The 23,773-nt window shown below is 67.1% G+C and carries 23 protein-coding genes and 1 tRNA gene; 13 read left to right on the top strand and 11 right to left on the bottom strand.

The genetic code is table 11. From position 1 onward, the window contains the following. Window position 1 precedes the first annotated feature (1 nt). Window positions 2-77 (bottom strand) — tRNA-Ala (locus tag VMV82_08385). Between the two features lie 47 nt (window positions 78-124). Between VMV82_08385 and VMV82_08380 the strand changes: the two genes are divergently transcribed. Genes VMV82_08380 through VMV82_08360 form a run of 5 tightly spaced genes read left to right on the top strand, consistent with a single transcriptional unit; the run spans window position 125 to window position 3,716 of the window. Beyond that, entirely contained in the window at window positions 125-766 is a 642-nt protein-coding gene (locus VMV82_08380; GenBank protein HUY41567.1) for a hypothetical protein, read from the top strand. Window positions 767-806: 40 nt separating this feature from the next. After that, window positions 807-1,199, top strand: a complete 393-nt coding sequence (locus VMV82_08375; protein ID HUY41566.1) for a transcriptional repressor — start codon at window positions 807-809, stop codon at window positions 1,197-1,199. Further along, the gene (locus VMV82_08370) at window positions 1,190-2,077 is read left to right on the top strand and encodes a metal ABC transporter substrate-binding protein (GenBank protein ID HUY41565.1); all 888 of its coding nucleotides are present in this window, start codon (window positions 1,190-1,192) and stop codon (window positions 2,075-2,077) included. Before VMV82_08375 ends, VMV82_08370 begins: the two co-directional genes overlap by 10 nt. Further along, window positions 2,074-2,859 (top strand): ABC transporter ATP-binding protein, encoded by a 786-nt coding sequence (locus VMV82_08365; GenBank protein ID HUY41564.1) that lies wholly within the window; start codon window positions 2,074-2,076, stop codon window positions 2,857-2,859. The genes VMV82_08370 and VMV82_08365 overlap by 4 nt, the downstream gene beginning before the upstream one ends. Beyond that, the gene (locus VMV82_08360) at window positions 2,856-3,716 is read left to right on the top strand and encodes a metal ABC transporter permease (GenBank protein ID HUY41563.1); all 861 of its coding nucleotides are present in this window, start codon (window positions 2,856-2,858) and stop codon (window positions 3,714-3,716) included. The genes VMV82_08365 and VMV82_08360 overlap by 4 nt, the downstream gene beginning before the upstream one ends. Here the strand turns inward: VMV82_08360 and VMV82_08355 are convergent. Both VMV82_08355 and VMV82_08350 read right to left on the bottom strand, forming a co-directional pair. After that, the gene (locus VMV82_08355) at window positions 3,662-4,756 is read right to left on the bottom strand and encodes an SDR family NAD(P)-dependent oxidoreductase (protein ID HUY41562.1); all 1,095 of its coding nucleotides are present in this window, start codon (window positions 4,754-4,756) and stop codon (window positions 3,662-3,664) included. The two genes, VMV82_08360 and VMV82_08355, sit on opposite strands and share 55 nt — an antisense overlap. Then, entirely contained in the window at window positions 4,749-5,921 is a 1,173-nt protein-coding gene (locus VMV82_08350) for a hypothetical protein (protein ID HUY41561.1), read from the bottom strand. Before VMV82_08350 ends, VMV82_08355 begins: the two co-directional genes overlap by 8 nt. Before the next feature lie 37 nt (window positions 5,922-5,958). Between VMV82_08350 and purE the strand changes: the two genes are divergently transcribed. Together purE and VMV82_08340 are read left to right on the top strand one after the other, a co-directional pair. Beyond that, the gene (gene purE / locus VMV82_08345) at window positions 5,959-6,444 is read left to right on the top strand and encodes a 5-(carboxyamino)imidazole ribonucleotide mutase (protein HUY41560.1); all 486 of its coding nucleotides are present in this window, start codon (window positions 5,959-5,961) and stop codon (window positions 6,442-6,444) included. Next, entirely contained in the window at window positions 6,441-7,571 is a 1,131-nt protein-coding gene (locus VMV82_08340) for a 5-(carboxyamino)imidazole ribonucleotide synthase (protein ID HUY41559.1), read from the top strand. Before purE ends, VMV82_08340 begins: the two co-directional genes overlap by 4 nt. Before the next feature lie 12 nt (window positions 7,572-7,583). Here the strand turns inward: VMV82_08340 and VMV82_08335 are convergent, their stop codons facing one another. The 5 genes from VMV82_08335 to VMV82_08315 all read right to left on the bottom strand — a co-directional run bounded on the left by VMV82_08335 (window position 7,584) and on the right by VMV82_08315 (window position 13,576). Further along, complete coding sequence (locus tag VMV82_08335) at window positions 7,584-8,711, bottom strand: glycosyltransferase family 4 protein (protein HUY41558.1); 1,128 nt, start codon at window positions 8,709-8,711, stop codon at window positions 7,584-7,586. After that, the gene (locus tag VMV82_08330; GenBank protein HUY41557.1) at window positions 8,702-9,862 is read right to left on the bottom strand and encodes an amidohydrolase family protein; all 1,161 of its coding nucleotides are present in this window, start codon (window positions 9,860-9,862) and stop codon (window positions 8,702-8,704) included. Before VMV82_08330 ends, VMV82_08335 begins: the two co-directional genes overlap by 10 nt. 4 nt (window positions 9,863-9,866) lie before the next feature. Next, the gene (locus VMV82_08325) at window positions 9,867-10,766 is read right to left on the bottom strand and encodes a hydroxymethylglutaryl-CoA lyase (GenBank protein HUY41556.1); all 900 of its coding nucleotides are present in this window, start codon (window positions 10,764-10,766) and stop codon (window positions 9,867-9,869) included. Window positions 10,767-10,868: 102 nt separating this feature from the next. Beyond that, entirely contained in the window at window positions 10,869-12,800 is a 1,932-nt protein-coding gene (locus VMV82_08320) for a biotin carboxylase N-terminal domain-containing protein (protein ID HUY41555.1), read from the bottom strand. Further along, window positions 12,797-13,576 (bottom strand): enoyl-CoA hydratase-related protein, encoded by a 780-nt coding sequence (locus VMV82_08315; protein HUY41554.1) that lies wholly within the window; start codon window positions 13,574-13,576, stop codon window positions 12,797-12,799. The genes VMV82_08320 and VMV82_08315 overlap by 4 nt, the downstream gene beginning before the upstream one ends. A gap of 61 nt (window positions 13,577-13,637) precedes the next feature. On the opposite strand from VMV82_08315, the gene VMV82_08310 reads away from it, so the two are divergent. Genes VMV82_08310 through VMV82_08300 form a run of 3 tightly spaced genes read left to right on the top strand, consistent with a single transcriptional unit; the run spans window position 13,638 to window position 15,831 of the window. Then, a complete protein-coding gene (locus VMV82_08310; GenBank protein ID HUY41553.1) occupies window positions 13,638-14,429 on the top strand; it encodes a cytochrome b/b6 domain-containing protein in 792 nt (263 codons plus the stop codon). Beyond that, entirely contained in the window at window positions 14,426-15,163 is a 738-nt protein-coding gene (locus VMV82_08305; protein ID HUY41552.1) for a molybdopterin-dependent oxidoreductase, read from the top strand. The genes VMV82_08310 and VMV82_08305 overlap by 4 nt, the downstream gene beginning before the upstream one ends. Further along, window positions 15,145-15,831: a hypothetical protein gene (locus tag VMV82_08300; GenBank protein HUY41551.1), complete on the top strand. Its 687-nt coding sequence runs from the start codon at window positions 15,145-15,147 to the stop codon at window positions 15,829-15,831. The genes VMV82_08305 and VMV82_08300 overlap by 19 nt, the downstream gene beginning before the upstream one ends. Window positions 15,832-15,838: 7 nt before the next feature. Here the strand turns inward: VMV82_08300 and VMV82_08295 are convergent, their stop codons facing one another. Together VMV82_08295 and VMV82_08290 are read right to left on the bottom strand one after the other, a co-directional pair. Next, window positions 15,839-16,243 carry a transcriptional repressor gene (locus VMV82_08295; protein ID HUY41550.1) on the bottom strand — a complete coding sequence of 135 codons (405 nt, stop codon included), beginning with the start codon at window positions 16,241-16,243 and terminating at the stop codon, window positions 15,839-15,841. Window positions 16,244-16,268: 25 nt separating this feature from the next. Next, a complete protein-coding gene (locus VMV82_08290) occupies window positions 16,269-17,789 on the bottom strand; it encodes a carboxyl transferase domain-containing protein (GenBank protein ID HUY41549.1) in 1,521 nt (506 codons plus the stop codon). Window positions 17,790-17,901: 112 nt separating this feature from the next. Between VMV82_08290 and VMV82_08285 the strand changes: the two genes are divergently transcribed. The 3 genes from VMV82_08285 to VMV82_08275 are packed head-to-tail and all read left to right on the top strand — an operon-like array spanning window position 17,902 to window position 21,417. Continuing rightward, window positions 17,902-19,395: a DUF1800 domain-containing protein gene (locus VMV82_08285; GenBank protein ID HUY41548.1), complete on the top strand. Its 1,494-nt coding sequence runs from the start codon at window positions 17,902-17,904 to the stop codon at window positions 19,393-19,395. Next, complete coding sequence (locus VMV82_08280) at window positions 19,392-20,609, top strand: DUF1501 domain-containing protein (protein ID HUY41547.1); 1,218 nt, start codon at window positions 19,392-19,394, stop codon at window positions 20,607-20,609. Before VMV82_08285 ends, VMV82_08280 begins: the two co-directional genes overlap by 4 nt. Before the next feature lie 13 nt (window positions 20,610-20,622). Continuing rightward, the gene (locus VMV82_08275) at window positions 20,623-21,417 is read left to right on the top strand and encodes an MBL fold metallo-hydrolase (protein HUY41546.1); all 795 of its coding nucleotides are present in this window, start codon (window positions 20,623-20,625) and stop codon (window positions 21,415-21,417) included. Here VMV82_08275 and VMV82_08270 read toward each other — a convergent pair. After that, window positions 21,353-23,773 carry an ATP-binding protein gene (locus tag VMV82_08270; protein HUY41545.1) on the bottom strand — a complete coding sequence of 807 codons (2,421 nt, stop codon included), beginning with the start codon at window positions 23,771-23,773 and terminating at the stop codon, window positions 21,353-21,355. The genes VMV82_08275 and VMV82_08270 overlap by 65 nt on opposite strands.

The raw sequence follows: 23,773 nt of genomic DNA, 5'->3' as shown, positions 1-23,773 counted from the left end.
TTGGTGGAGATGAGGGGACTCGAACCCCTGACCCCTTACATGCGAAGCAAGTGCTCTACCAGCTGAGCTACATCCCCACGGGCGGACGAAGGATTATACGCTGGCTCGTGAGCACCTGTCAAAAATGAAGCGTGGAGGACGGGTAGGCATTCTTGCAGTGTTGGCGGCTGCGATACTCGCGGACGGCGCGGTGGGCCTGGGCAGCGTGACGCCGGTGCGGGTGGCGGCGATCAATCCACGCTGCAACCACAACGTTGCGGAACGCTTGGAAAATCACGTGCGGGCGGATGACCGCCACGCGCCGCGTTCGAGCCTGAACGATCTGAACCAGCGCCAGCAAGAGCTCGATGCGATTCTCCAGGAAGCACAACTCGAGCACGACATCCTGCACAACATGTGCACGGTTGCGGAGCGCCCGGCGGTGCAGGACCAGCTCGCCGGCGTCATCGCGTGGGCGTACGCGCTCGAGGCCGACATCGCGCCCGAACGCTACGAGCTGCTGCACTGCCCGCAGACCGCCTCGACGGCGCCCGCCGGGTTGCTGGCGCTCGGGTGGTACGCGCTCGCGTCCACCTTCAACAGTCCGGATCGCTTGCCCGGCGAGGCGACCCCGACGCCGGCGCCGCTCGTCAAAGAGGTCATGCCCAAGGTGCAGGCGCGCGCTTCGGCGGCAGGCTTGACGCTGCCAGCTCTCGCCGATTCCACCCAGTACTGGCGCGACATGGAGACCGCGAAGGTCGCCGTGTGCGTGCCGCCTTCCCCCTAGAAGCAGGACTTGCGAACGATTCGCAAAAACTCTGCGCACGATGCCGGAGCGAGCCGAATACGTCACGCGGCCGCGTGAGGAGATCGCGAACGTCCTGCGCTACGAGCGCCGATTCCTCACGGCCGCCGACATCCATGCGAAACTGAAGCGGGCGCGCGCACGCGTCGCGCTCTCCACCGTCTATCGGACGCTGGAGCGCCTGCGCTCGAGGGGCGAGGTGACCGAGCGCGTCGACGCCGCTGGCGAGGCGAGCTACATGCACTGCGAGCCCGAACGCCACCACCATCACGCGATCTGCCGCGCGTGCGGCAAGGTGGAGGACGTCGATTGCACCGCTATCGATCGCTTCGCGCAGGCGCTGCGCAAGACGCGCGGCTTCAGGCTCGACGATCACGCGATGGAGTTCTTTGGCCGGTGCCGGGCATGCCGCTGACGCGCGCGCTCTTTGCGGCGATCCTCCTCGCGCTCGTCGCGTGTGCGAGCGGCGGCGGCACCGCATCGCGGAGCAGCGCGCCGTTGCAAGGCCCAATTCCCGTCGTGACGACGATCTCGACGCTCAACTCCTTCGTGCAAGGCGTCGGAGGCAAGCGCGTCAGCGTACAGAGCATCGTGCCGGTCGGGTCCTCACCCGAGACCTATCAGCCCACGCCGCAGAGCATCGAGATGCTCGCCAACGCGCGGCTCCTGGTGGAGAACGGAGCCGGGCTCGAGACGTGGATGCAAGGCCTGCTGCAAAACGCGCGCACCGATGCCGTCGTCGTTGATTGCTCGCAAGGTCTCCCGGTCAAAGGCAGCAACCCGCATCTCTGGATGGATCCGGTGTATGCCAAGCATTACGTCGCACGCATTCGCGCCGCTCTGGTCAGACTCGATCCGTCCCGTCGGGGTGAGTACGATCGCAACGCCGCCGCCTACGATCGGCGGCTCGACGCGCTCGCCGCGTGGATCCGGGTGCAGATCGCGCCGGTCCCTCCGTCGCGGCGCCTGCTCGTCGTCTTTCACAACGCGTGGCAGTATTACGACGATCGCTTCGGGATCAGGACGCTCGGCATCATCGAAGAGGCGCCCGGGCAAGAGCCGAATCCGCGCGACTTCGGTCACACGGTCGATCTCGCGAAGCGGTATCACGTCGGCGCGATCTTTGGCGAGCCGGAGTACAGCCCGAAGCTCGCGATGACGCTCGCGCGCGACGCGGGAGTCCCCGTCGTCGCAAACCTCTACGACGACTCCATCGGCACGAACCCGCAAGTCGGCGACTACATCTCTATGCTGCGCTACGATACGCGAGAGATCGTGAAGTCGATGCGATGACGCCCGTGGTCGAAGCGCGCGACCTCGTCGTGCGGTACGATGACTTCGTCGCACTCGACCGGCTCACGTTCGACGTGTCGACGGGAGAGGCGCTCGGCATCGTCGGCCCAAACGGGTCCGGAAAATCCACGCTGCTCAAGAGCATCGCCGGCCTCGTCCCGGTCGCCGGCGGCACGCTGCGCGTGCTCGGCAGCGACCCGCGTCGCGTGCGCGTCGGGAGCATCGCCTACGTCCCGCAAGTCGAGACCGTCGACTGGTCGTTTCCCGCAAACGTGTGGGACGTCGTCTCGATGGGGCGCTTTCCGCGCTTGCGCTTTTGGAACCGGTTCGGCGCCGACGACCGTGCCGCGGTCGAACAAGCACTCCAGGCCGTCGGTATGCGCGAACTCGCGCACCGGCACATCGCCGAGCTTTCCGGGGGGCAGCAGCAGCGCGTCTTCGTCGCGCGCGCGCTCGCGCAGGAGCCGCGGCTCTTGCTGCTCGACGAGCCGACGACGGGCGTCGACGCGGCTACCGAAGAGACCCTGCGGGAGGTGGTGCGCGCGCTCGTGCGCGGCGGGCTGCCGGTCCTGATGTCGACGCACGATCTCGAGAGCGTCGAACGGTGGTTCGATCGCCTGATGGTGCTCGATCGCCGCGTGCTCGCGCTCGGGAAACCGCACGATGTCGTGGAAGGCGGCGCCTACGTGTCGATTCGCGAGCACGTGCACACCCACGGGCATCTCCGCCTGGACCACGAGGTGCACGAAACGCACGCGTTCCATCCCGAGATTCGTCCGTGACGCTTCTCGCGCAGCCATTTCACTACCCGTTCATGGTGCGCGCCGCGATCGCGGCGCTCGCCGTGGGCGTCCTCTGCGCAGGCATGGGAACCTTCGTGATCCTGCGCCGGCTCGCGTTCATCGGCGACGGCATCGCGCACGCGTCGTTTGCCGGGATCGTCATCGCCTATCTGCGCGGCTCGAACTACTATCTCGGCGCGGCCGTCGTCGCGGTGCTGACGGCGCTTGGCATCGGCTTCGTGCACCGGCGCGGGCGCATCTCGATGGACACGTCGATCGGCGTGCTCTTCACGGGTGCTTTCGCACTCGGCGTCTTTCTCATGAGCCGTCAGAGCAACTACGCCGTCGACCTCGAGAGCTTTCTCTTCGGGGACATTCTCGCCGTGCAGCCGAGTGACGTCGTCATGATCCTCAGCCTCACGTTCGCCGTCGCGCTCGCGTTGTTCGTGCTCTATCGCGGGCTGCTCTGCACGACGTTCGATCCCGTCGTCGCGCAGGCGTGCGGAATCCGGTCGGGCGCGTACGAGTACGTGCTGCTCGTGCTCGTCGCCCTCACCGTCATCATCGGCATCCAATCGGTCGGCATCGTTCTCGTCGCAGCGCTCCTCGTCACGCCTGCTGCCGCGGCCTATCAGCTCACGAAGCGCTTCGCTCCGATGTTCATCCTCTCCATGACGTTTGGCGCCGCGAGCTCTCTCGGCGGCCTCTATCTCTCATACTACGCGCGCGGATCCAGCGGCGCGACGATCGTACTCTTCACGACCGTGCTCTTCTTTCTCGCGCTTGCGATACGCAGCGTGCGTCAGTCGGCGGCGCGCCGCACGACCCACGTTTCGTCGCCCGCGCTCTCCAAGTAGCCTGCGGCGGCGAGCGCCTCGAAGACCTCGTGCAGCGCGGCGCGCTCGTTCTTGTTCGGCATCCCAGCCCAGCGCATCGCCGCGTCGCCGAAATCGATACTCGTGCCTGCGTTCAACAAACCGCGCACGAACGCGGGCGTCAGCTTTACGCGCTCCATGCGGCGCGCGAGCGGCGCGAGCGCGGCGTCGAACTCGTTGCTCGAACCGAGAACCGGCTGCGGCGCAGCGACGAGCGGCGTCGTGGGTGCAAACGCCGGCTTCGGAGGCTCGGGTGCGGGAACGCTGACGAAGCGTACGATCGCGGCATCCGCGATACGTGGGAAGAACTCGCCGAGCATCGCTACGAGGGCGTGCGCCGGCACCGCGTTCACGACGCGCGCACGTTGCTCGATGCCGCGCAGCATCGCTCGCGCGACGCGCTCCGGCTTCACGGCGATCGCGTCGCGTTCGCGCTGCTTGCCCGCGCTTTGCGAGAATTCGGTGTCGACCGCACCGGGATCGACGTACGTCACGGCGATGCCTTCGGGCCGCAGCTCGCGGCGTAGCTGCGTCGCGGCGCCACGAATCGCCGTCTTCGCCGTGCAGTACGCGCCGTAGTACGGCGCGGGCACGCGTGCCAAGCCCGATCCGACGAAGACCAGCCCTCCGCGCGACGCGCGCAGTGCCGGCAGCGCCGCTCGCGAAATGCGCAACGGCGCTGCGACGTGCGTCTGCCACTGCGCCTCGAGCGCTTCGTCGCTCTGGTCGAGCAGTCTTCCGTTCGCGCCGTTCCCGGCATTATTGACGACGACGTCGACGCGGCCGAACGAGCGCATCGCGTTCTCGACGATGCGGTGCGGCGTATCCGCCGCGCAGACGTCCGCGACGAGCATTTCCGCGCTGCCGCCCGCTGCCGCGATCTCCTCCTGCAGCGCCGTGAGGCGCTCGCGCCGGCGCGCGACGAGCAGCACACGCCACCCCGCGTGCGCGGCGGCAATGGCGAGCGCCCGGCCGATGCCGGATGAGGCGCCCGTGACGACCATGACGCGGCCCTCAGGCATAGGTGCGGCAGTACGCGTCGTAGGCATCGAAGATTGCTTGCGGCAGAGAGGCGTAATACTCTTGCTCGCGGGCGATCTGGAGCTGCGGTGCGTCGGTTACGGTGCGCGCCTCCCGGGCGAAGTCGGAGAGCGCTTTTGCGACGGGCTTCTCGCTGCCGTCGGACCGGACGATGCCGAAGCGCAGCTCGTGCGGCGCGGTGTCGAAAGGGGGCAGGCCGGCGAGCGACGGATCGTAATCGGCCCAGCACCACCAGAGCGCGCCGATCGCGCCGCGCCGCACGAGGCGCTCTAGCGCCGCGCGCGCGTACGCCGCCATCTCGTCTTCGGTAAGGCATCCGATACCGCCCACGTCGTGGGCGCCCGGCGGGCACTGCGGATTGCCGAACTCCGTGAAGAGCACGCGCTTAGCGCTGAACGCGCGCATCAGCGCGTCGTAGAACGGCACGACGTTTGCGTCCGTACGACCGCGCGAAAACGTTGCGTAGACGGGGTACCCGTGCATGCTTGCAAAAGAAAATCGTGCCGCGAGCGACGACGGCCGAATGGCGCGGTCGTTCTCCACGTCTTCGCCGTGGGTGCCCGCGGTGCAGCCGGCACCCGATGCCTCGAGCAGCGTTTCGCAGAGCGCGGCGCTCCACGCGGCGGCGTCGAGCGGCGTTCGCGGGGCGCGCAGGTTGGAGAACTCGTTTCCGAGATCCCACGCAAGCAGTGCCGCGTGCCCGTTCGCGCGCTCGCCGACGGCGCGCGCGAGGCGCAGCTGCGCCGCCACGAGATCCTCGTCGGCGTAGAAGTCGCCGATGCCGTACGGCGAGCTCGAGCCGCCGGCGATCGTGCGAAAGCGTCCGTGCGGCGCGTTGCGATCGAGCGTCCAGGCGGGAAGCCAGTTGACGCCGCTCATGTGCCCGCAGAAGAGCGTCGGTATCGCGAGCAGCCGCGCGTCTGCGAGCGCCTGCATCGCGGCGTCGAACCGGCGCAACGCGGCGCCGTCGATCGCGTCGCGATGCGGAGCGAATGCCTCCCAGGTGAGAAAGAAGCGCACGACGTCGAAACCGAGCGCGCGCATGCGCGTGAAATCCTCGCGCATCTCCCCAAGATCGAAGCGCTGCCACGCGTACATGGCGGTGCGGCGGGGCCAGTAGTTGACGCCCACGAGAAAGCGCGGCATGCGAGGTTCCTTCGACGCCGGGGCGAACCGCTCCGCGATGGCGCAAACCGGGCGCGCGATGGTCGGCATCATCATGGGGAGCCGTTCCGATTGGGATGCGCTCGGGCCCGCGCGCGACACGCTCGCGGAGCTCGGCATCCCCTACGACGCGCGCGTCGTGTCGGCGCACCGCATGCCCGACGAAATGTTCGAGTACGCGTCGAGCGCTCAGGAACGCGGCCTACGCGTCATCATCGCAGCCGCGGGTGGTGCGGCGCACCTTCCCGGCATGACGGCGTCGAAGACCCTGCTCCCGGTGATCGGCGTGCCGATCGCATCGAAGGCTTTGAATGGCGTCGACGCATTTCTTTCCATCGTGCAAATGCCGCCCGGCGTGCCGGTCGCGACGATGGCGATCGGCGGCGCGGTCAACGCCGCGCTCCTGGCCGCGCGCATTCTCGCACTGCACGACGAGCTCATCGGAGCCCGCCTCTTGGCCTACGTGCGCAAGATGCGGGACGACGCCGCCGACAGCACGCCGTGATCGAGGCGATCGGCGTCATCGGCGGCGGCCAGCTCGGCCGCATGCTCGCGCTCGTCGCAAAGCGGATGGGGTACCGCGTCGTCGTGCTCGATCCACAGCCGCATTCGCCGTGCGGCCAGGTTGCGGACGAGCAGATCGTGGCGGCGTACGGCGATCTCGCGGCGATCGAAGAGCTTGGCCGCCGAACGCAGATCGTCACGTACGAGTTCGAAAACATTGCGATCGATTCGGTCGGGCACCTGGAGCAGCACGGATATCGCGTCACGCCGGCCGGCAGCGTCTTGCGCGTGACGCAAGACCGCGCCGCGGAGAAAGCGTTTCTGCGCGCCTGCGGTGTGCCGACGACGGAGTTCGCCACCGTCGAGCGCCCGGAGGAGCTCGACGCCGCCCTCGCAATCGCGGGCTTGCCCGTGGTCATCAAGACGGTGCGCGGCGGCTACGACGGAAAGGGGCAGTGGCGTGCGGCGTCGCGCGCCGAGGCAGAGAACGTGCTGCGCGACGCCGGCGGCGCGGCGGTGATCGTGGAGCGCGCAGTCGATTGTGCGTGCGAGCTGAGCGTCGTAGCGGCGCGCGCGAGCGACGACGAGGCCGTCACGTTCCCCGTCGCCGAGAACGTCCACGAGGACGGAATCCTCATGACGACGGTCGCGCCGGCACGCATCGACGATGAAATAGCATTGCGGGCGCAGGAGCTGGCGCGGAACGTCGGGCAGCGCTTGGGAATCGTTGGGACGTACTGCGTCGAGTTCTTTTTGACGCGCGCCGGCGAGCTGCTCGGCAACGAGATCGCGCCGCGTCCGCACAACAGCGGGCACTTCACGATCGACGTGACGCCCTGCTCCCAGTACGAGCAGCACGTGCGCGCCATCTGCGGGCTTCCGCTCTCGCCTCCGCGGATGTTCTCGCGCGCGATCATGACCAACGTGCTCGGAGACGGCCGCGGCGATCGGCTCGGCGGCGTCGCCGAGCTCTTGTCGGATCCCGCGATCGTGCTGCACGTGTACGGTAAGCGGCACGCAGTCGCGCGCCGAAAGATGGGGCACTTTACGACGATCGTCGACGGCCCTATCGACGACGCGGCACTGCTGCGGGCGCAGGCAGCGCGCGCAAAGCTCTTCTGGTCGTAGCGCGCGTTTGCGTCAGCGAAACGTGAGACTCGCCGGCTTTGGCGGTATGTCCGTATACGCCATGGGGCGGTCCCACCAGTCGTGCGCGCGCCACCGCAGCTCTTGCGGCGTGGGGGCGGGGGGAAGGGCTAAGCCGAGCGCGCGCTCGTAGGCGGCGCAGTAACGATCGACCATGCGCTCGATGGTGAACTCGGCCTCGACGCGCGCGCGGCACGCGCGCCGGTCGAGCGACGCGAGCTGCTGCGCGCGCGCCACCGCGTCCGAGACGTCGTCACAGAGAAAGCCGGTTACGCCGTCGACGACGATCTCCGGGATCGAACCCATGCGCGCGCCGAGCACGGGAGTTCCGCATGCCATCGCCTCGATCAGCGTGAGCCCGAAGCGTTCAGGCCGCGTCGTCATGTGCACGAGCGCTAGGGCGTTGCGCAAGAGCTCGTCGCGCGCCTCGCGCTCGACTGCGCCGAGGAATTGCACGCGGTCGCCGTCGATATGCGGTGCGACCATGGTGCGAAAATATGCCTCGTCCTGTTGGATGGCGGCGATCTTCAAGCGGACGCCGGCGCGCCGTGCGATCTCGATAGCGAGATGCGCGCCCTTTTCGGGGTGAAAGCGCCCGAGGAAGACGAGGTACTCGCCGGGCCGATCGTTGAAGGTGAACTGCGCCGGGTCGATCCCGTTGTAGGTGGTCGCGAGATACGAGAGGCCGGGATCGCGATCGGCGTCGCTGATCGAGCAGAAGAAGCTTCGGTGCGCGCATGCGTAGTACGCGGCGAGAATCTGCGGCGACGAGAAGCCGTGAATCGTGGTCACGAGCGGAGGCGTCTTCGTCGCGAGCGCGTACGTCATCGGTTTCCAGTCGAAATGATTGTGGATGAGATCGAACTCACCGGCGCGTTTGAAGAGCTCAGCGACGTGCAGCGCCGTGAAGACCCCGCCGTCGAGCGCCGGGTCTTGATTCAAGCCGACGGGAGCGACGGAGACGAGCTTGCCGGAGAAGCGCGAGTTCGCGGTCGCGAAGAGGGTGACGTCGTGGCCGCGGCGGCGCATGCCTTCAGCCGTGTTGTACGCGATCTGCTCCCAAGGGCCGTACCCCGGCGGAGGCGCCGGCCACGAAATTGCCGCGAGAACGGCTAGACGCACGCGCCCGCTTTGAACACGCGCTCGACCTCGCGTAACGCGCGGACGTCTTCGCCCACGTCGCGCGCGAGCAGCAGAAGATCCGCGGCCTCCCCGGGCGCGAGCACCGAGCGCTGCAACCCGACGAGCTCGGCCGCGACGGCGGTCGCCGCGTGCAACGCCTCCTGCGCCGACATGCCGAGCATCGCGTGCATCAGCTCCACCTCGTACGCGTAGTTGTCGTGATAGTTGTAGGGCGTTCCGGCATCGGAGCCGCCGGCGATCCGTACGCCCGCATCGTAGGCGCGCTTGATGTTGCGCAGCATCGCTTCGTTGACGGTCTTCGCTTTGTCGATCACGTACTGTGGCTGCGCGCCGTCCTCGAGATGCGCGAGAATGCAGGTCGGCGCGGTCAGCGTCGGGACGAGATACGCACGCTTCTGCTTGAAGAGCGAGATCGCTTCGTCGTCGAGCATGTGACCGTGCTCGATCGAGTCGATGCCCGCGCGCAGCGCGTTTTTGATGCCTTGCGTACCGATCGCGTGAGCCGCCACGCGCAACCCGTGGCGATGGGCTTCGTCGATTGCCGCTTCGAGCTCGTCCGGCGTGAGCTGCGCGTTGCCGGGAACGGCGCCTTTCGTCAGCACGCCGCCGGTCGCGATGAGCTTGATGCAGTCGGCGCCGGCCTTCATTTGCTCGCGTACCGCCTTGCGCGCATCCCACGGCGAGTCTACCGCCCGGCCGATGAACCAGCCGTGACCGCCGGTCATGCAGAGCACCGCACCGGCGGCGCGCATGCGCGGACCGGGAATGCGGCCCGCGTCGATCGCATCGCGTACGTCGGCGTCGATCGCGTGCGACGCGCCGACGCTGCGGACCGTCGTGATGCCCGCGCGCAGCGTCTTCGCCGCGAGCTCGACGGCGCGCAGCAAGCGCTGGTTCTGCGTCGTCGTCGCGAGCGCGACCGTAATGTCCGGCTCGCCGTTCATCTCCAAATGCACGTGCGCGTTCACTAGGCCCGGCGTCACGCAGGCCGCAGCATAATCCGGCGACCCGCCTTCCGCGGCGGCGCGAATCTCGGCGATTGTCGTGCCTTCGATGACGACGTCGACGTTGCGCTTGGGCGGGTCGAGCGTGCCGTCGTAGAGCACGCCCGCGCGAATGACGATCGCCACGCCGCTACCCGTTCGCCTCCAACGCCTGGAACGCTTTGCTCGTAAGCTCGTGACCGATGACGCCGCGAACGAAGCGGGAGGCGGCGCGCACGCGAGCGAGGTCGACGCCGGTCTCGATGCCCATGCCGGCGAGCATGTAGAGCACGTCCTCGGTCCCGACGTTGCCCGTTGCGCCGGGAGCGTACGGACAACCGCCGAGCCCGCCCGCAGAGGCGTCGAAGATCGTGATTCCGTGCTGCAGCGCCGCGTACACGTTTGCAAGCGCGGTTCCGCGCGTGTCGTGGAAGTGAAAGGCCAGGCGCTCGAGGGGAATCTCCCGGGCGAGCAGCGGCACGATTTCGTCGACTTGCGTCGGTACGCCGACGCCGATCGTATCGCCGACCGAGATCTCGTCGCAGCCGAGCTCCACGAGCTTCACGCAGACGTCGCGTACCATCCGCGGCGTCACGGCGTCGCCGAAAGGCGAGCCGAAGGCGGTCGAGACGTAACCGCGCACCCACGCGCCGTCTGTTTTAGCCCGCCGGACGACGTCGGCGAAGGTCGCGATCGACTCCTCGACCGTCATGTTGATGTTGCGCTTGGTGAAGGCTTGCGATGCAGCGGTGAAGACGGCAATCGCATCGGCACCGCACGCTTTCGCCCGTTCGTAGCCTTTGAGGTTCGGCACGAGCACCGGATAGCGTACGCCGGGAGCTTTGCGAATATGGGTGAAGACCCGTTCCGCGTCGGCAAGCTGTGGAATCGCTCGCGGGCTGACGAACGAGGTCGCTTCGATGACGCGCAGGCCGCTCTCGGAGAGCAAGTCGATGAAGGCGATCTTGTCGCTCGCTGCGACGACGCTCTTCTCGTTCTGCAATCCGTCGCGCGCGCCGACCTCGACGACGGTGACGTTCTTCGGTAACACGGTTGTCTTAGGCGTTCGCCGCCTGGAGCTCTTTTGCCCCGGTGAAGCGCAGAATCGCTCGCAGCGTGTACGGCCAGACGAGAGCGTTGACGAAGAGGCTCCTTAGGCCAGCTCGACGAGCGGCGTGCCGCCTGCGACGATCTGCCCTTCGCCGACCAGAACGGAACGAACCGTCGCCGCGAGCGAGGCCTCGATGCGGTGCTCCATCTTCATCGCTTCGAGCACGATCAGCAGCTGATGCGGCGCGACGTCCTCACCGGGCGCGACGGCAACGCGTACGACGCGTCCGGGCATAGGCGCGGTCACCGTGCCGTTCGCTTCGGCAGCGCCGCTCGAGCGCACGCTAGCATCGGGCGGCTGCGCGAAAGCGAATGCGTACTCTCGCCCGTCGACGCGTGTGAGGACGCCGCACGCGTCGAGCTCCGCGTGCCCCGTAACGCTCGCGTCACCGAGCGTTGCGGCGATCACGCCGTCGTGCCGCCGCACCTGCAGCAGCCCCTGGACGTCGCCGCTCACGCGCCAGGCATCGCGCTGCGCGGTGCGGCTCGCCGACGCGTAGAAGCGCTCGTCGCGCGCGGCAAGAACGATCGGGCACCCGATGCCGCCGATGCGCCACGGCAGCGCGTCCTCGACGAGCAGCTTTGCAACGGCGAGCACGAGCGCGTCCTTCGAAACCGGCGCGTGAGCGAAGCGCGACTCGTCGAGGCGTTGCGCGAGAAATGCGGTTCCGATCTCCCCCGAGCGAAAGGCCTCGTCGCGAACGATCCACGCGAGCAACGGAAGATTCGAGCGGATCCCGGCGATCCGGAAATCGTCGAGTGCGACCTCCATCTTCGCGATGGCGGAGGCGCGATCGCTCGCATGCACGATGAGTTTTGCGAGCATCGAATCGTAATCGAGACCGACCGTACTGCCCGCCGCGACGCCGCTGTCGACGCGCACGCCGGGGCCTTCCGGCGGCTGCCACGCGGAGATGCAGCCCGCCGACGGCAGCATCCCGTGCGCCGGATCCTCGGCGGTGACCCGCATCTCGACGGCCCAGCCGCGCGGCGCGACGTCCTCTTGGCGCAGCGTCAGGCGCTCGCCCGATGCGATGCGCAGCTGCCATTGCACGAGGTCGATGCCGTGCACGGCTTCGGTAACGGGATGCTCCACCTGCAGGCGCGCGTTCATCTCGAGGAAGTAGTACCCGCTCGCGTCGAGCATGAACTCTGCGGTGCCGGCGTTGACGTATCCGACGCTCGACGCGATGCGCACCGCTGCAGCACCCATCTCGGCGCGCAGTTGCGCCGACAACGCGACCGACGGCGCCTCCTCGACGATCTTCTGATGGCGCCGCTGAATCGAGCATTCGCGTTCGCCGAGATGCAACGTCGTGCCGAATGCATCGGCGAGGATTTGGAACTCGATATGCCGCGGGTTCTCGAGGTAGCGCTCGAGCAAGAGCGTGTCGTCGCCGAAGGCGCCGGCCGCTTCGCGCCTGGCAGATGCAAGCGCGTCGTCCAGCTCTCGAGGCGACGTCACGACGCGCATGCCGCGACCGCCGCCGCCGGCGCTCGCCTTGATCAAAAGGGGGAATCCCATCCGCGCCGCTTCCTCGCGAAGGCGCGCTGGCGACTGATCGCTCCCGTCGTAGCCGGGAAGCGTCGGAACGCCGGCCTCTCGCGCGCGCCGCTTCGCTTCGATCTTGCTCCCCATCGCGGCCATGGCGTCCGCGGGCGGCCCGACGAAGATCGCTCCGGCATCGTGCACCGCCGTGGCGAAGGACGGGTTCTCGGAGAGAAAGCCGTAGCCGGGATGGAGTGCGTCGGCGTTCATCGCCCGCGCTGCTTCGAGGATCGCCGCGATGTCGAGATACGATTGCGCGGCGGGCGCGGGGCCGATGCAGCGCGCGTCGTGGACGTACGCGAGGAAATAGGCGTCCGCGTCGGCTTGCGAGTAGATGCCGAGTGGGACGATTCCCATCTCGCGCGCGGCGCGAGCGATCCGCACGGCGATCTCGCCGCGGTTCGCGATGAGCAGACGCGAGATCATTCGACGAACGCTGCGGGGCGCCGCTCGAGGAACGCGCGCAAACCCTCTTGACCTTCCTCACTCGTGCGCTGCTTGGCGATCGCGCTCGACGTGAGGCCGCGCGACGCATCATACGAAGCGCCGAGAACGTCGGCGACGAGCGCCTTGATCGCGCGTACGGCCGTTGGAGCTGCGGTACGCAGCTCGTCGAGCACGCCGTCGACGGCGGCGTCGAGCGACGGCTCGGGAACGACCGCGTGCACGAGACCGATCTCCCGCGCGTGTGCGGCGTCGAAGCGCCTGCCCGTCACGAAGAGCGCGCGCGCGTGCGACGCCCCGATCTTCGCGAGCACGAAGGGAGAGATGACGGCCGGGATGATGCCGAGCTTCACCTCCGTGAAGCCGAACGTTGCATCGGCGCTCGCGATCGCGACGTCGCAGACGGCGACGAGCCCCGCGCCGCCGCCGAGCGCGGCGCCTTGGACGCGCGCGACCACCGGCCTCGCGCAGCGGTCGATGGATCGAAACATGTCGCTCATCGCTTCTGCGTCGGCGACGTTCTCGTCGTAGGAGAGGTCGAGCGCGGCGCGCATCCACCCTACGTCCGCGCCGCCGCAGAATACGGGCCCCTCTCCCGCGAGCACGACGGCGCGCACGTCCGCCCGCTCGGAGAGCTCGTCAAAGGTAGCGCGTAGTGCGGCGATCAGCTCCGCGTTGAATGCATTGCGCACCGCAGGACGCGCGAGCGCCACCGTCGCGATCCCGCGCTCCACCGCACACGTAAGAACCTCGGCCATCAGGAGTTTTTCGCTTCGGCCCCCTGTCCGTTTCCGCCTGGAATCGCGTATACTTGCGGCCATGAGCAGCCCGCGCTATCGGTACACGCGTACGATGCGCTTGAGCCACTGGATATGGGCCGTGGCATTTGCGGTGCTCGTCTCGAGCGGTTTGCAGATCTTCGATGCGGCGCCCTATCTGGACGCGTCGGACGCCTCGAGCCCCGCCCATCGCGTGCTCTCGATCGATTCGCCGGCCGACGGCGTCGGAACGACGACGATTTTTGGGCACGCGTTCACGACGACCGGCTGGCTCGGATGGACCGACGACGGCATGGGAGGAAAAGGCCCGCGCGCCTTTCCCGGCTGGATCACGATTCCGGCCTATCAAGACCTCGCCGACGGCCGGCGCTGGCATTTCTTCTTTGCGTGGGTTGCAGTGCTGTGCTGGCTCGCGTGGCTCGCGTCGAGCGCCGTCAAAGGCAATTTGCGCAAGATGCTGCTCACCCGCAGCGATCTGAGCAAGCTGTGGCCGATGCAGGCGTACTACTTGCGCTTGCGCAAGACGCCGCCCCCGTACGACGAGTACAACCCGCTGCAGAAAGCCGCGTACACGGTCGTCGCATTCGTCATCGCGCCGCTCGTCGTGCTGACCGGTCTCGCGCTCTCACCGGGAATCGACGCGATTGCGCAGCCGCTGACCGTGGTCTTCGGCGGACGGCAGTTCGCTCGTCTCTGGCACTTCGCGGGCATGCTCGCCCTCATCGCCTTCTTCGGCATTCACGTCTTTCAAGTGGCAACGCAGGGCGTGGTCAACCAGATGCGTTCGATGATCACCGGGTGGTTCGTGGAAAAGGAGGCTCCGTCAGCGTGAAACGTCAGATCTTCATTGCGACGTCGGTTTCGGCGGCGCTCGCGGGCTGTTCGCCGATAGGAACGGCACTCAATAACTCGAACGGCGTTCGCAACGTGCTGAGCGTTGCCGAAAGGCTCGATTACGCGCTTGCCAGCGGCGGCATGGCGCGAGAGTATCCAGAGTCGGCCGTCGCGCCGGTCTTCCGCATCAATGGCTTTGCGACGCCGAACGACGCCCGGTACGAAGCGCTGCTCGCGTCGCACTTTCGCACCTATCGCCTCGTCGTCGACGGCGCCGTCGAACGGCCGCTCTCGCTCTCGCTCGGCGATCTCGAGCGGTACCGGCAGACGACGCAGATCACCCGGCATGACTGCGTCGAAGGGTGGAGCGTGATCGGAAAATGGAGCGGCGTCCGGCTCGGCGCGGTGATCGATGCGGCGCGTCCGACGCCCGCGGCGCGCTACGCCGTATTCCACTGCATGGACCGCGACGATTCGGGGGTCCCGTACTACGAGAGCCTCGATCTCGTGCAGGCACACCATCCGCAGACGCTGCTCGCGTTGCGGCTCGACGACGCGGCGCTCGATCCCGATCACGGGGCGCCCGTGCGGCTACGCGTTGCTACGCAGTTGGGTTACAAGAGCGCAAAATGGGTCAATCGAATCTCACTCGTCGGCGGATTCTCGCGAATCGCCGGCGGTCACGGTGGCTATTGGGAGGATCAAGGATACGAATGGTACGCAGGAATTTAAGCGTCGCCGCCGCGCTCGCCGTTGCGCTGCTGCTCCCCGCGGCGGCCGCGGAGCCGCCACACTACACGTTCTCGCCGCGGCCGCCGGGCCAAATCGTTCAGTCGGCGCTCTTCTATCCCGCGGGCGAAGGGATGCAGAGCCAGTGGCGCGCCGTCGCGAGCCGCGTCCATCTCGGCGGCTCGGCATATCAATGGTATCTCTCGGTCTACGCGATCAACTTCGATACCGCTACCTACAAACTGCAGTATCGGTCGCCGGGCAACGGCCCTTTGCTCTCGCGCGTCACGCGCGCTCAAGGCGGTCTTTGGCTTCCGCTGCAGTCGCTGCACATCGTGGGAGCGGGCGAGCTCGTGCGCGCCGGCGTGCAGAATCTCGTCGTGCAGAGCCACGAGTCCTCTGCCGATTGCGGAGGTGCGAGCGTCGCGGTCTTCACGTACGATTGGACGGCGCAGCATTTTCGCCCGGTCGCGGTCGTGACGAACGGCTGCGCGCTCGCGGCTTCACTCGTGCACGGCTCGACGGGCGACGCGATACGGCTGATCGGCCCGTACTACTCGGCCACGGCGCCGCTGTGCTGCCCGACGAAAGAACGGGCCGTCGCGTATCTGCGCTACGCGCACGGCAAATGGACCGAGTCGCCGTCGTATTTTGCGCTGAAGGTTCCCTAGCGAGCCTCTAGACGCGGCAGTTGCGGCACGAGCCGCTCAGCGTGATGATCGCCGCGTCGATTGTCACGCCCGTTCGCGCGGCGAGCGCGTCGACCGTTCTCGCCGGGAGCACGAACGGCACGTCCTCGACCTTCCCGCATCGCTCGCAGCGAAAGTGTGCGTGCGGCTCGCCCTTGAGCTCGTAAACGGCGCTGTCCGTTCCCGGTAGCTCGATCTCGTCGATGCACCCGAGATCGCGCAACCGCTGAATGCCGCGGTAGACCGTGGTGAAGCCTATTCTCGGGCGCCTACGCTTCGCGTGCGCAAACACGTCGTTCATCGTGAAGTGAACGCCCTGGCCGGCGCCGCGGATGATGTCGTAGACGAGTCTGTAGTTCTTCGGAAGGCGAGCCGGCTCGCCGGACGTGGTCATCGCGCTGCGTAGTATAGCACAGCTCCTACATCCTGAAAACGCCGAATCTCGTAGGCGTCACGGGCGCCTGACTGGCCGCGTCCAGGCCTAGCGCGATGACGCGCCGCGTGTCGAGCGGGTCGATGATGCCGTCGTCCCACAGGCGCGCGGTCGAGTAGTACGGGCTTCCTTCGCGCTCGTACTTTTCGAGAATCGGCGCTTCGAACGCGGCTTTTTTCTCCGGCGTCATCTCGCCTTTGACGGTCGAGAGCACGCTTGCAGCTTGTTGACCGCCCATGACGCTGATGCGCGCGTTCGGCCACATCCAGAGCTGACGCGGCGAGTAAGCGCGGCCGCACATGCCGTAGTTTCCGGCACCGAAGCTTCCGCCGACGATCACGGTGAACTTCGGCACGCCGGCGCACGCGACGGCCGTGACGAGTTTCGCGCCGTCCTTGGCGATGCCGCGATTCTCGTACTCTTTGCCGACCATGAAGCCCGTGATGTTTTGGAGGAAGAGCAGCGGCGTTCCGCGCTGCGTGCACAGCTCGATGAAGTGCGCGCCTTTGAGAGCGCTCTCGCTGAAGAGGATTCCGTTGTTTGCGAGGATTCCGATCGGGTGACCCTCGATGCGCGCGAATCCGCAGACGAGCGTCGCGCCGTAGCGTTCTTTGAACTCGTGGAACCGCGATGCGTCCACGATGCGCGCGATGACCTCGCGAACGTCGTAGCCGTGCCGGGGGTCGCTCGGAACGATGCCGTAGAGGTCGCGGGGATCGGCATTCGGCGGCTCCGCTGCGACGCGTTCCCACGGCGCGGGACGGTCGGGACGCAGATCGCGCACGATGCCCCGCACGAGCGCGAGGGCGTGCGCGTCGTCGTCGGCCAAATAATCGGCGACGCCGGACAGACGCGTGTGCACGTCGCCGCCGCCGAGCTCTTCGGCAGTCACTTCTTCGCCGGTCGCCGCCTTCACGAGCGGCGGCCCGCCGAGAAAGATCGTGCCCGTGCCCTTCACGATGACCGTCTCATCGCTCATCGCCGGCACGTAGGCGCCGCCGGCCGTGCACGATCCCATGACGGCTGAAATCTGCGCGATGCCCTTGGACGACATCTGTGCCTGGTTGTAAAAGATGCGCCCGAAATGATCGCGATCGGGGAAAACCTCGGCCTGAAGCGGCAAGAATGCGCCGCCGGAGTCGACGAGATAGATGCACGGGAGTGCGTTCTGCTCCGCGATCTCCTGCGCGCGCAGATGCTTCTTGACCGTCATCGGGTAGTACGTGCCGCCTTTGACGGTGGCATCGTTGGCGACGATGACGCAGCGCTTCGATTCGACCACGCCGATGCCGGCGATCATCCCTGCCGCAGGCGAGTCGCCGTCGTACATGCCGTCTGCCGCAAGCGCGCCGATTTCGAGAAAATCCGATCCCGGATCGACGAGCCGGTCGACGCGTTCTCGCGCGGTGAGCTTGCCGCGCGAGCGGTGCCGTTGCGTTGCGTCGGGTCCGCCGCCGTCGCGCGCTTTCTGCAGATGCTCTCGCAGCTGCTCGACCAGCGCTTCCATTCGAGCGGCGTTGCGCTTTGGGTCCATCGAGCGAGCGCGTTCCAATGAAGCAATCGTTAGACCTTCCACCGAGATACTCGCGCTTTGGCGGTCCACGCGCTAGACTACGCCTATGATCGCAACGAGGGCGCAAACCTCGCACCTCGACGTCGCCGGCGTCCTGCGTCCGTCAGGCTCCCTCGACGTCGCCCGCGCGTTACGACCGTACGACGGCGTCCTGGATGCGCGCCGCGCGGCGCACCTTTTGCGGCGAGCCGGCTTCGGCGCAACGCCCGACGAGCTCCGCAGCTTTACCGGCATGGCGGCCGGCGACGCGGTCGAGCGCCTCGTCCGCTTTCCCTCGACGAACGCCTTGCCCGCGCCGGAGAACGTCTACGATCCCTCCACGCTACTCTCGCAGTACGGCCCAAGGGGGCTGCGCGATCTATCCCGCGACGCGCGGCGACAGCTCTTCAAGCAGGTGCGGCGGCAGGAAGTGCGATCGATCCTCTCGTTGCAGCTGTGGTGGCTCAACCGCATGCTCGCGACGCCGGCGCCGCTGCAGGAGAAGATGGCGCTCTTCTTTCACGGGCATTTCACGACCGCGGCGATTCAAAAGGGCGTCTCGCCGGCCATGGCCTACGGCCAGAACGAGCTCTTCCGGCGGTATGCGCTGGGAAATCTCCGCGAGCTGACGCGCGCGGTCTCGAAAGACCCGGCGATGCTCCTCTACTTGGACAACGCGTTGAACGTCGCGTCGCATCCGAACGAGAACTACGCGCGCGAGCTGATGGAGCTCTTCACGCTCGGCGTCGACCACTACACCGAGGACGACGTGCGCGAGGCGGCGCGCGCGTGGACGGGATGGCGCGTGATTCGGATCACCGGCCAATCGTTCTTTGCGCCGCGGCTCCACGATGACGGCACGAAGACGTTCCTCGGCCGGCGGGGAAACTTCGACGGCGACGACGTCGTGAACGTCATCTTTGCGAAGCCGCAATGCGCGCGCTTCTTTGCCGCCTCTCTACTCGGTCTTTTCGTCTACGACAATCCCGAGCCGGAGCTCGTCGACGGCGTCGCCGAAGCGCTGCAGCGCCACGACTACGAGCTGGCGCCGGTCGTGTCGGCGCTGCTGCGCAGCAACGTGTTCTACTCGCAGCGCGCGTACCGCGCGCTCGTGAAAGGGCCGGCCGAGTTCGTCGTCGGCACCTACAAGGCGCTGGGCGTTCCGACGATCGGTCGCAGCGCGCTTCCGGCGATGCGCGCGATGGGTCAGATACTCTTCTATCCGCCGAACGTCGCCGGCTGGCCGGGAGGCGAGAACTGGCTGACGAGCCAGATGATGATCGCACGGCAGAACTTCCTCGCAGGACTCGTCAACGCGCAAATCATGGGGGCATCCTCGTGGTTGAACGGCATTCCGATGGACCCGGCGCGCGCGACGCACGCGCTCGTCGACGCGCTGCTGCAAGACGACGCGTCACCCGCGTCCTACGCGCAGCTCAAAGGATATCTCATGGGCGAAGGAACCTCTGCGCTCGCCATGCTGGGTGTCGAAAACTTTCCAGAGCGCATTCACGGAGCGGCATACCTGACGATGGCCATGCCCGCGTTCCAGCTCCGATGAAAAGAGGGCGATTCGTCGCCGGCGCGCTCTCCGGCATCACGGTCGTGGCCAACGCGGACCACATCTTCGCGCGCGCGCTCGCGGCGGCGCCCCTCCCCGGCCTGCCGGGAGCGCAGAATCGTTGCTTGGTCCTCATCAACTTGCAGGGCGGGAACGACGGCCTGAACTGCGTCGTGCCCCACGGCGACGCGGATTACTACCGCGTTCGGCCCTCGCTTGCGATTGCGCGAAGCGACGTTCTGGCAATCGATGCGCAGCTGGGACTCAACCCGAAGATGACGTCGTTCAAGGCGCTGTACGACAAGGGCATGGTGGCGATCGTGCAGGGCGTCGGGTATCCGAATCCCGATCATTCGCATTTCCGCTCCACCGAGATCTGGCAGACGGCAGCGCCCGACCGGTACGAGCATACGGGCTGGCTCGGGCGCTATCTCGACGAAGCCGGCCTTCCGCAGGCCAATCTCTTCAACGGCATCTCACTCGCGCAGATTCTTCCGGAAGTCATGGTCGGAACGAAGGTCGACGTTCCGGCGATTGCGAGCGAAGCCGCATACGGCTTACGCGTCGATCGGAACCCGATGGAGCGCAGGGCCTTCACGGCGTTGGTGCGTGACGAGCGCCTCCCGTTCTCTTCACCGTATCTCGCTCACGTCATGGAGATCGAAGATCGCTCGCAGCGCGGTTCCGAAGAACTGCCGCGTTTGATCGCCGGCTACACGACGAGCGCGGCGTATCCGGCGACGCCGCTCGGGCGAAGCCTGGCGCTTGCGGCGCAGATCGTCGGAAGCAACATCGGCACGAAGGTCATCTACGTGCAGCACGGCTCGTTCGACACGCACGTCAATCAAATCGCCGTACAGAATCGCCTCCTCGGCGAGTTCTCGGATGCGCTCAAGGCATTCTACGACGATCTTGCTGCACACGGAAACGACCGGCGCGTGCTGACGATGACCTTTAGCGAGTTCGGTCGGCGCATCGAAGAGAACGGAAGCCGCGGAACCGACCACGGTGAGGCCTCGCCCCTCTTCCTCGTCGGGGGAGGCACGAAGGGCGGTATCTACGGCGATGCTCCGAGCCTCGCGGCGACGAACATGGGCAATGTGCGCTTCACGACCGATTTCCGCAACGTGTATGCGACCGTGCTCGAACGCTGGCTCGGTCGTCCGTCGGCACCCGTGCTCAACGGCACGTTCGAGCAGCTCGCCCTGCTTTGAGCGGGCGGCGCTCGTGAGCTCGATTCTCTTCCTGGGGAGCGGCGGTGCCCGCTTCGTCGTCGCGCGGCAGCTGCGCGCGTCGGGCGGCATGTGGATGCGCTTCGGCCAGACGCAGCTCCACGTCGACCCCGGACCGGGTGCGCTCGTGCGTGCGCTGACGCACGTGCCGCCGTGCAACCCGCGCGAACTCGACGGGATTCTCCTTTCGCACAAGCACCTTGACCATTCGGGCGACGTGAACGTCATGATCGAGGCGATGACCGCGGGCGGCCATCGCAAGCGTGGGGCCGTTCTCGCGCCGCGCGACGCACTCGAGGGCGAACCGGTCGTTCTCCCGTACGCGCAGGAGTTCGTCGAACGCGTCGTGGCCCTGGACGCAGACGCGGGCCCCTATCGCGTCGGCGCCGTCGAGGTCTTCACGTCGATCGCGCACGTGCACGCCGCGCAGACATACGGATTTCACTTCGCGTACGAAGGATTGCGCGTCGCCTATCTGCCGTGTGGACGTTTCTTCGAAGGACTCGCCGAAGATTACGCGCGTCGCCGTCCGGACGTCTTGGTCATCAACGTCCTGCGCTTTCGAGACGGCATGGACGTGGATCATCTGGCGTGGGACGACGCGCAGCGCATCGTCGAGACCGTACAGCCCAAGGTCGTGGTCTTTGCGCACTTTGGAACGAAGATGCTCGAACGCGATCCCGCGGTGCTCGCGCAGGAGGTGGAAGATCGCCTCGGGCTGCGCGCTATCGCGGCGGACGACGGGATGATCGTCGACCTCGAGGTCGAGACCGAGGCGGCGACCCTCTAAAGGAAGCTATCGGCGCGAAGCGTGCGAAGCCTAGGCGCGCGAGGATCCGCCTGTGCTCTGCAAGCCTACCGTGGTAGAGAGCGACGAGACCCGGTGCCTGAGCGCTGACGAACGCGCCCCCTCCACCGAGGTTGACCACGACGCTTCCGCCGCGCCGGCGCACCGTTGCTTGAGGCCCGAAACCAAGCATGACGTCGCCGTTCGCACTATGGCCGCTGAGCGTGAGGCCGCTGCCGACGACGCCGATGGCCACCGCGCCTTCGCCGGTCGAGAAGTACGCCGGTCCCTCCGCGAACGCTCCGTCGTCGTACAGAATAGCGCCGTGAATCGCGGTTACGTCAATCTGCCGCGAACGGCACGCTTCGAAAAGGAGATTGCCGTTCGCCGTCCGCGCGCGCAGGCGGTCGAAGGAAGAGTCGACGGCGATAATGCGGCCGGCGACGACTTGCGCGTACGCCGTCCCGCGAAAACCGACGAACCGCATCGCGCCTCGCCGAACGTGAGCGACGAGAACGCCGTGATACCCGCGCACCGTTATCGTGCCGGCGATCACGCGGGCGATGACGAGCGCCGCCCGCGACGGGACGGTGATCGTCGTATCTCCGAATCCTTGCATGGAGACGGCATCGTGCGGACCTGGCGCAAATGCAGGCAGCATGAACGTTTCAGCCGGAAGAAACGCGGGACCGCGCGGCGTGGAGACCGTGACGGCCCACGAGTTGATCTCCGAGGGGATCCGCGGTGCCGTTTGGCGCGTGTCGAAGCGCTTCCAGTCGACGCGCTTGTCCGTGACGACGCGAATCTCGGAACGGTTCCACGTCGTGATCGTGAGGTTGCCGTTTGCAAGCATGACGTTGACGACGGGGCTCGCGCTCACCGCAATCTCGTCGGCGCGCGCAATTGCCGGCGGCGAGAAGCAGAAGAGGCCTGCAAGCAACGCCAGGAGTGGGATCGTAACGCGGAAGAGACTGCCGCCGCTCGCGCTGCGCTGCGCGTCGACGTTCCCGTCGTGGGCGCGCGCGATCGAACGTACGATCGCGAGGCCCAAGCCGGTGCCGGGGACGCTACGCGAACGGGAGCGGTCCGCCCGGTAGAAACGCTCGAATATGCGTGGCAGATCGCGCTCGCCGATCCCCGGCCCGGTGTCGCGAACCTCGAGCCAACCCGTGCCGTCCTCGGCGCCGACGAGAACGTCGACGCCGCCCGCGTCCGTGAACTTGATCGCGTTGTCGACGAGGTTCCCGATCATCTGGCGAATCAAATGCGGCTCCGCGAACACGATGGCGGAGTCGCTCTTCGGCACGAACGTGAGCGTCAGGCCCTTCTCGCGAGCGCGCGGCGCGGCGTGTCGCACGACCTCCCTCGCCTCTTCGATCAACGAGACCGGCTCTTTGGGAATATCGTCGCCGCGATCCGCCTTCGCGAGCGTGAGCATGCCGTTGACCATCTCGCCGAGAGACGAGCTCTCGTGCGCGATCGTCTCCAGGCTCTCCCGGCGCACGCCTTCGTTGCGCTCCGCCCAGCGCAACAGCATCTGCGCGTTGGCGTTGATCGAGGTGAGCGGCGTCTTGAGCTCGTGCGATGCATCGGAGATGAACTGCCGCTCGCGTGAGAAGGAGGCTTCGAGGCGCGCGAGGAGATCGTCGAACGACTCCGCGAGCGCGCCGATTTCGTCCCGTCGAGGCCAGTTGAGGCGGCGTCCGAGTCGCTCGAAGCCGATCTCGCGCATCGCGCGCGAGAGCTCGTTGATCGGGTTGATCGCCTGCGATGCGAGAACGAGTGAGAGCGCGACGACCGCCGCGATCGCCGCGGCGAGAACGAGCACGACCGTTCGGCGCGCTTCGTCGATCGCGTGCGAGACCGTCGCAAGCGACTGCGCGACTTGCACCACGACGTTGGTCGTGCCGCCGACGCGCACGAAGTGCGCGGCGACGATGGCGGGCTGACCGCGTACCTGAGCATCGCGGAAGGCGACCGGGTGCGCGGCGTCGACAGGCGCGGGCGGTATGCGCCCCGCACCCAGATTCGGCGTTTTCACCATCGGGTAGCCGGCCGGGGTGTCGATCTCGATCGCCGACTCGGGCGAGGTCCAATAGACGAGGTTGTCGCTGTTGAGAAGCACCTGCAGCGGCGTCGTGTTGGAGGCGACGTCCTGCAGGCCGAGCGGTGCGCCAACCGGGTTTGCGACGGCCAAGACCTCGTCCATCGTCGCATTCGCGCGCTCGCGCGCTTGTGCGTAGATGATGCTGCCGAAGCGCCAGACGAGAACGCCGCTCGTCGTAGCGAGCACGACCACGAGAAGCGTCGCGTACCACGCGGCGATCTTCCAGCGAAGGCTATCGGAACGGACGTTCAA

This window comes from Candidatus Dormiibacterota bacterium (assembly GCA_035532035.1).
Lineage (GTDB): Bacteria > Vulcanimicrobiota > Vulcanimicrobiia > Vulcanimicrobiales > Vulcanimicrobiaceae > Tyrphobacter.
Note: the sequence above shows the minus strand (reverse complement) of the source record. Positions and strands in the feature narration are given on the sequence as shown.

Coding starts and splice junctions, on each gene's coding strand:
- VMV82_08380 (HUY41567.1), top strand. CDS start 125: ATGAAGCGTGGAGGACGGGTAGGCATTCTTGCAGTGTTGGCGGCTGCG.
- VMV82_08375 (HUY41566.1), top strand. CDS start 807: ATGCCGGAGCGAGCCGAATACGTCACGCGGCCGCGTGAGGAGATCGCG.
- VMV82_08370 (HUY41565.1), top strand. CDS start 1,190: ATGCCGCTGACGCGCGCGCTCTTTGCGGCGATCCTCCTCGCGCTCGTC.
- VMV82_08365 (HUY41564.1), top strand. CDS start 2,074: ATGACGCCCGTGGTCGAAGCGCGCGACCTCGTCGTGCGGTACGATGAC.
- VMV82_08355 (HUY41562.1), bottom strand. CDS start 4,756: ATGCCTGAGGGCCGCGTCATGGTCGTCACGGGCGCCTCATCCGGCATC.
- VMV82_08350 (HUY41561.1), bottom strand. CDS start 5,921: ATGCCGCGCTTTCTCGTGGGCGTCAACTACTGGCCCCGCCGCACCGCC.
- purE (HUY41560.1), top strand. CDS start 5,959: ATGGCGCAAACCGGGCGCGCGATGGTCGGCATCATCATGGGGAGCCGT.
- VMV82_08320 (HUY41555.1), bottom strand. CDS start 12,800: ATGATCTCGCGTCTGCTCATCGCGAACCGCGGCGAGATCGCCGTGCGG.
- VMV82_08315 (HUY41554.1), bottom strand. CDS start 13,576: ATGGCCGAGGTTCTTACGTGTGCGGTGGAGCGCGGGATCGCGACGGTG.
- VMV82_08310 (HUY41553.1), top strand. CDS start 13,638: ATGAGCAGCCCGCGCTATCGGTACACGCGTACGATGCGCTTGAGCCAC.
- VMV82_08300 (HUY41551.1), top strand. CDS start 15,145: ATGGTACGCAGGAATTTAAGCGTCGCCGCCGCGCTCGCCGTTGCGCTG.
- VMV82_08295 (HUY41550.1), bottom strand. CDS start 16,243: ATGACCACGTCCGGCGAGCCGGCTCGCCTTCCGAAGAACTACAGACTC.
- VMV82_08290 (HUY41549.1), bottom strand. CDS start 17,789: ATGGAAGCGCTGGTCGAGCAGCTGCGAGAGCATCTGCAGAAAGCGCGC.
- VMV82_08285 (HUY41548.1), top strand. CDS start 17,902: ATGATCGCAACGAGGGCGCAAACCTCGCACCTCGACGTCGCCGGCGTC.
- VMV82_08280 (HUY41547.1), top strand. CDS start 19,392: ATGAAAAGAGGGCGATTCGTCGCCGGCGCGCTCTCCGGCATCACGGTC.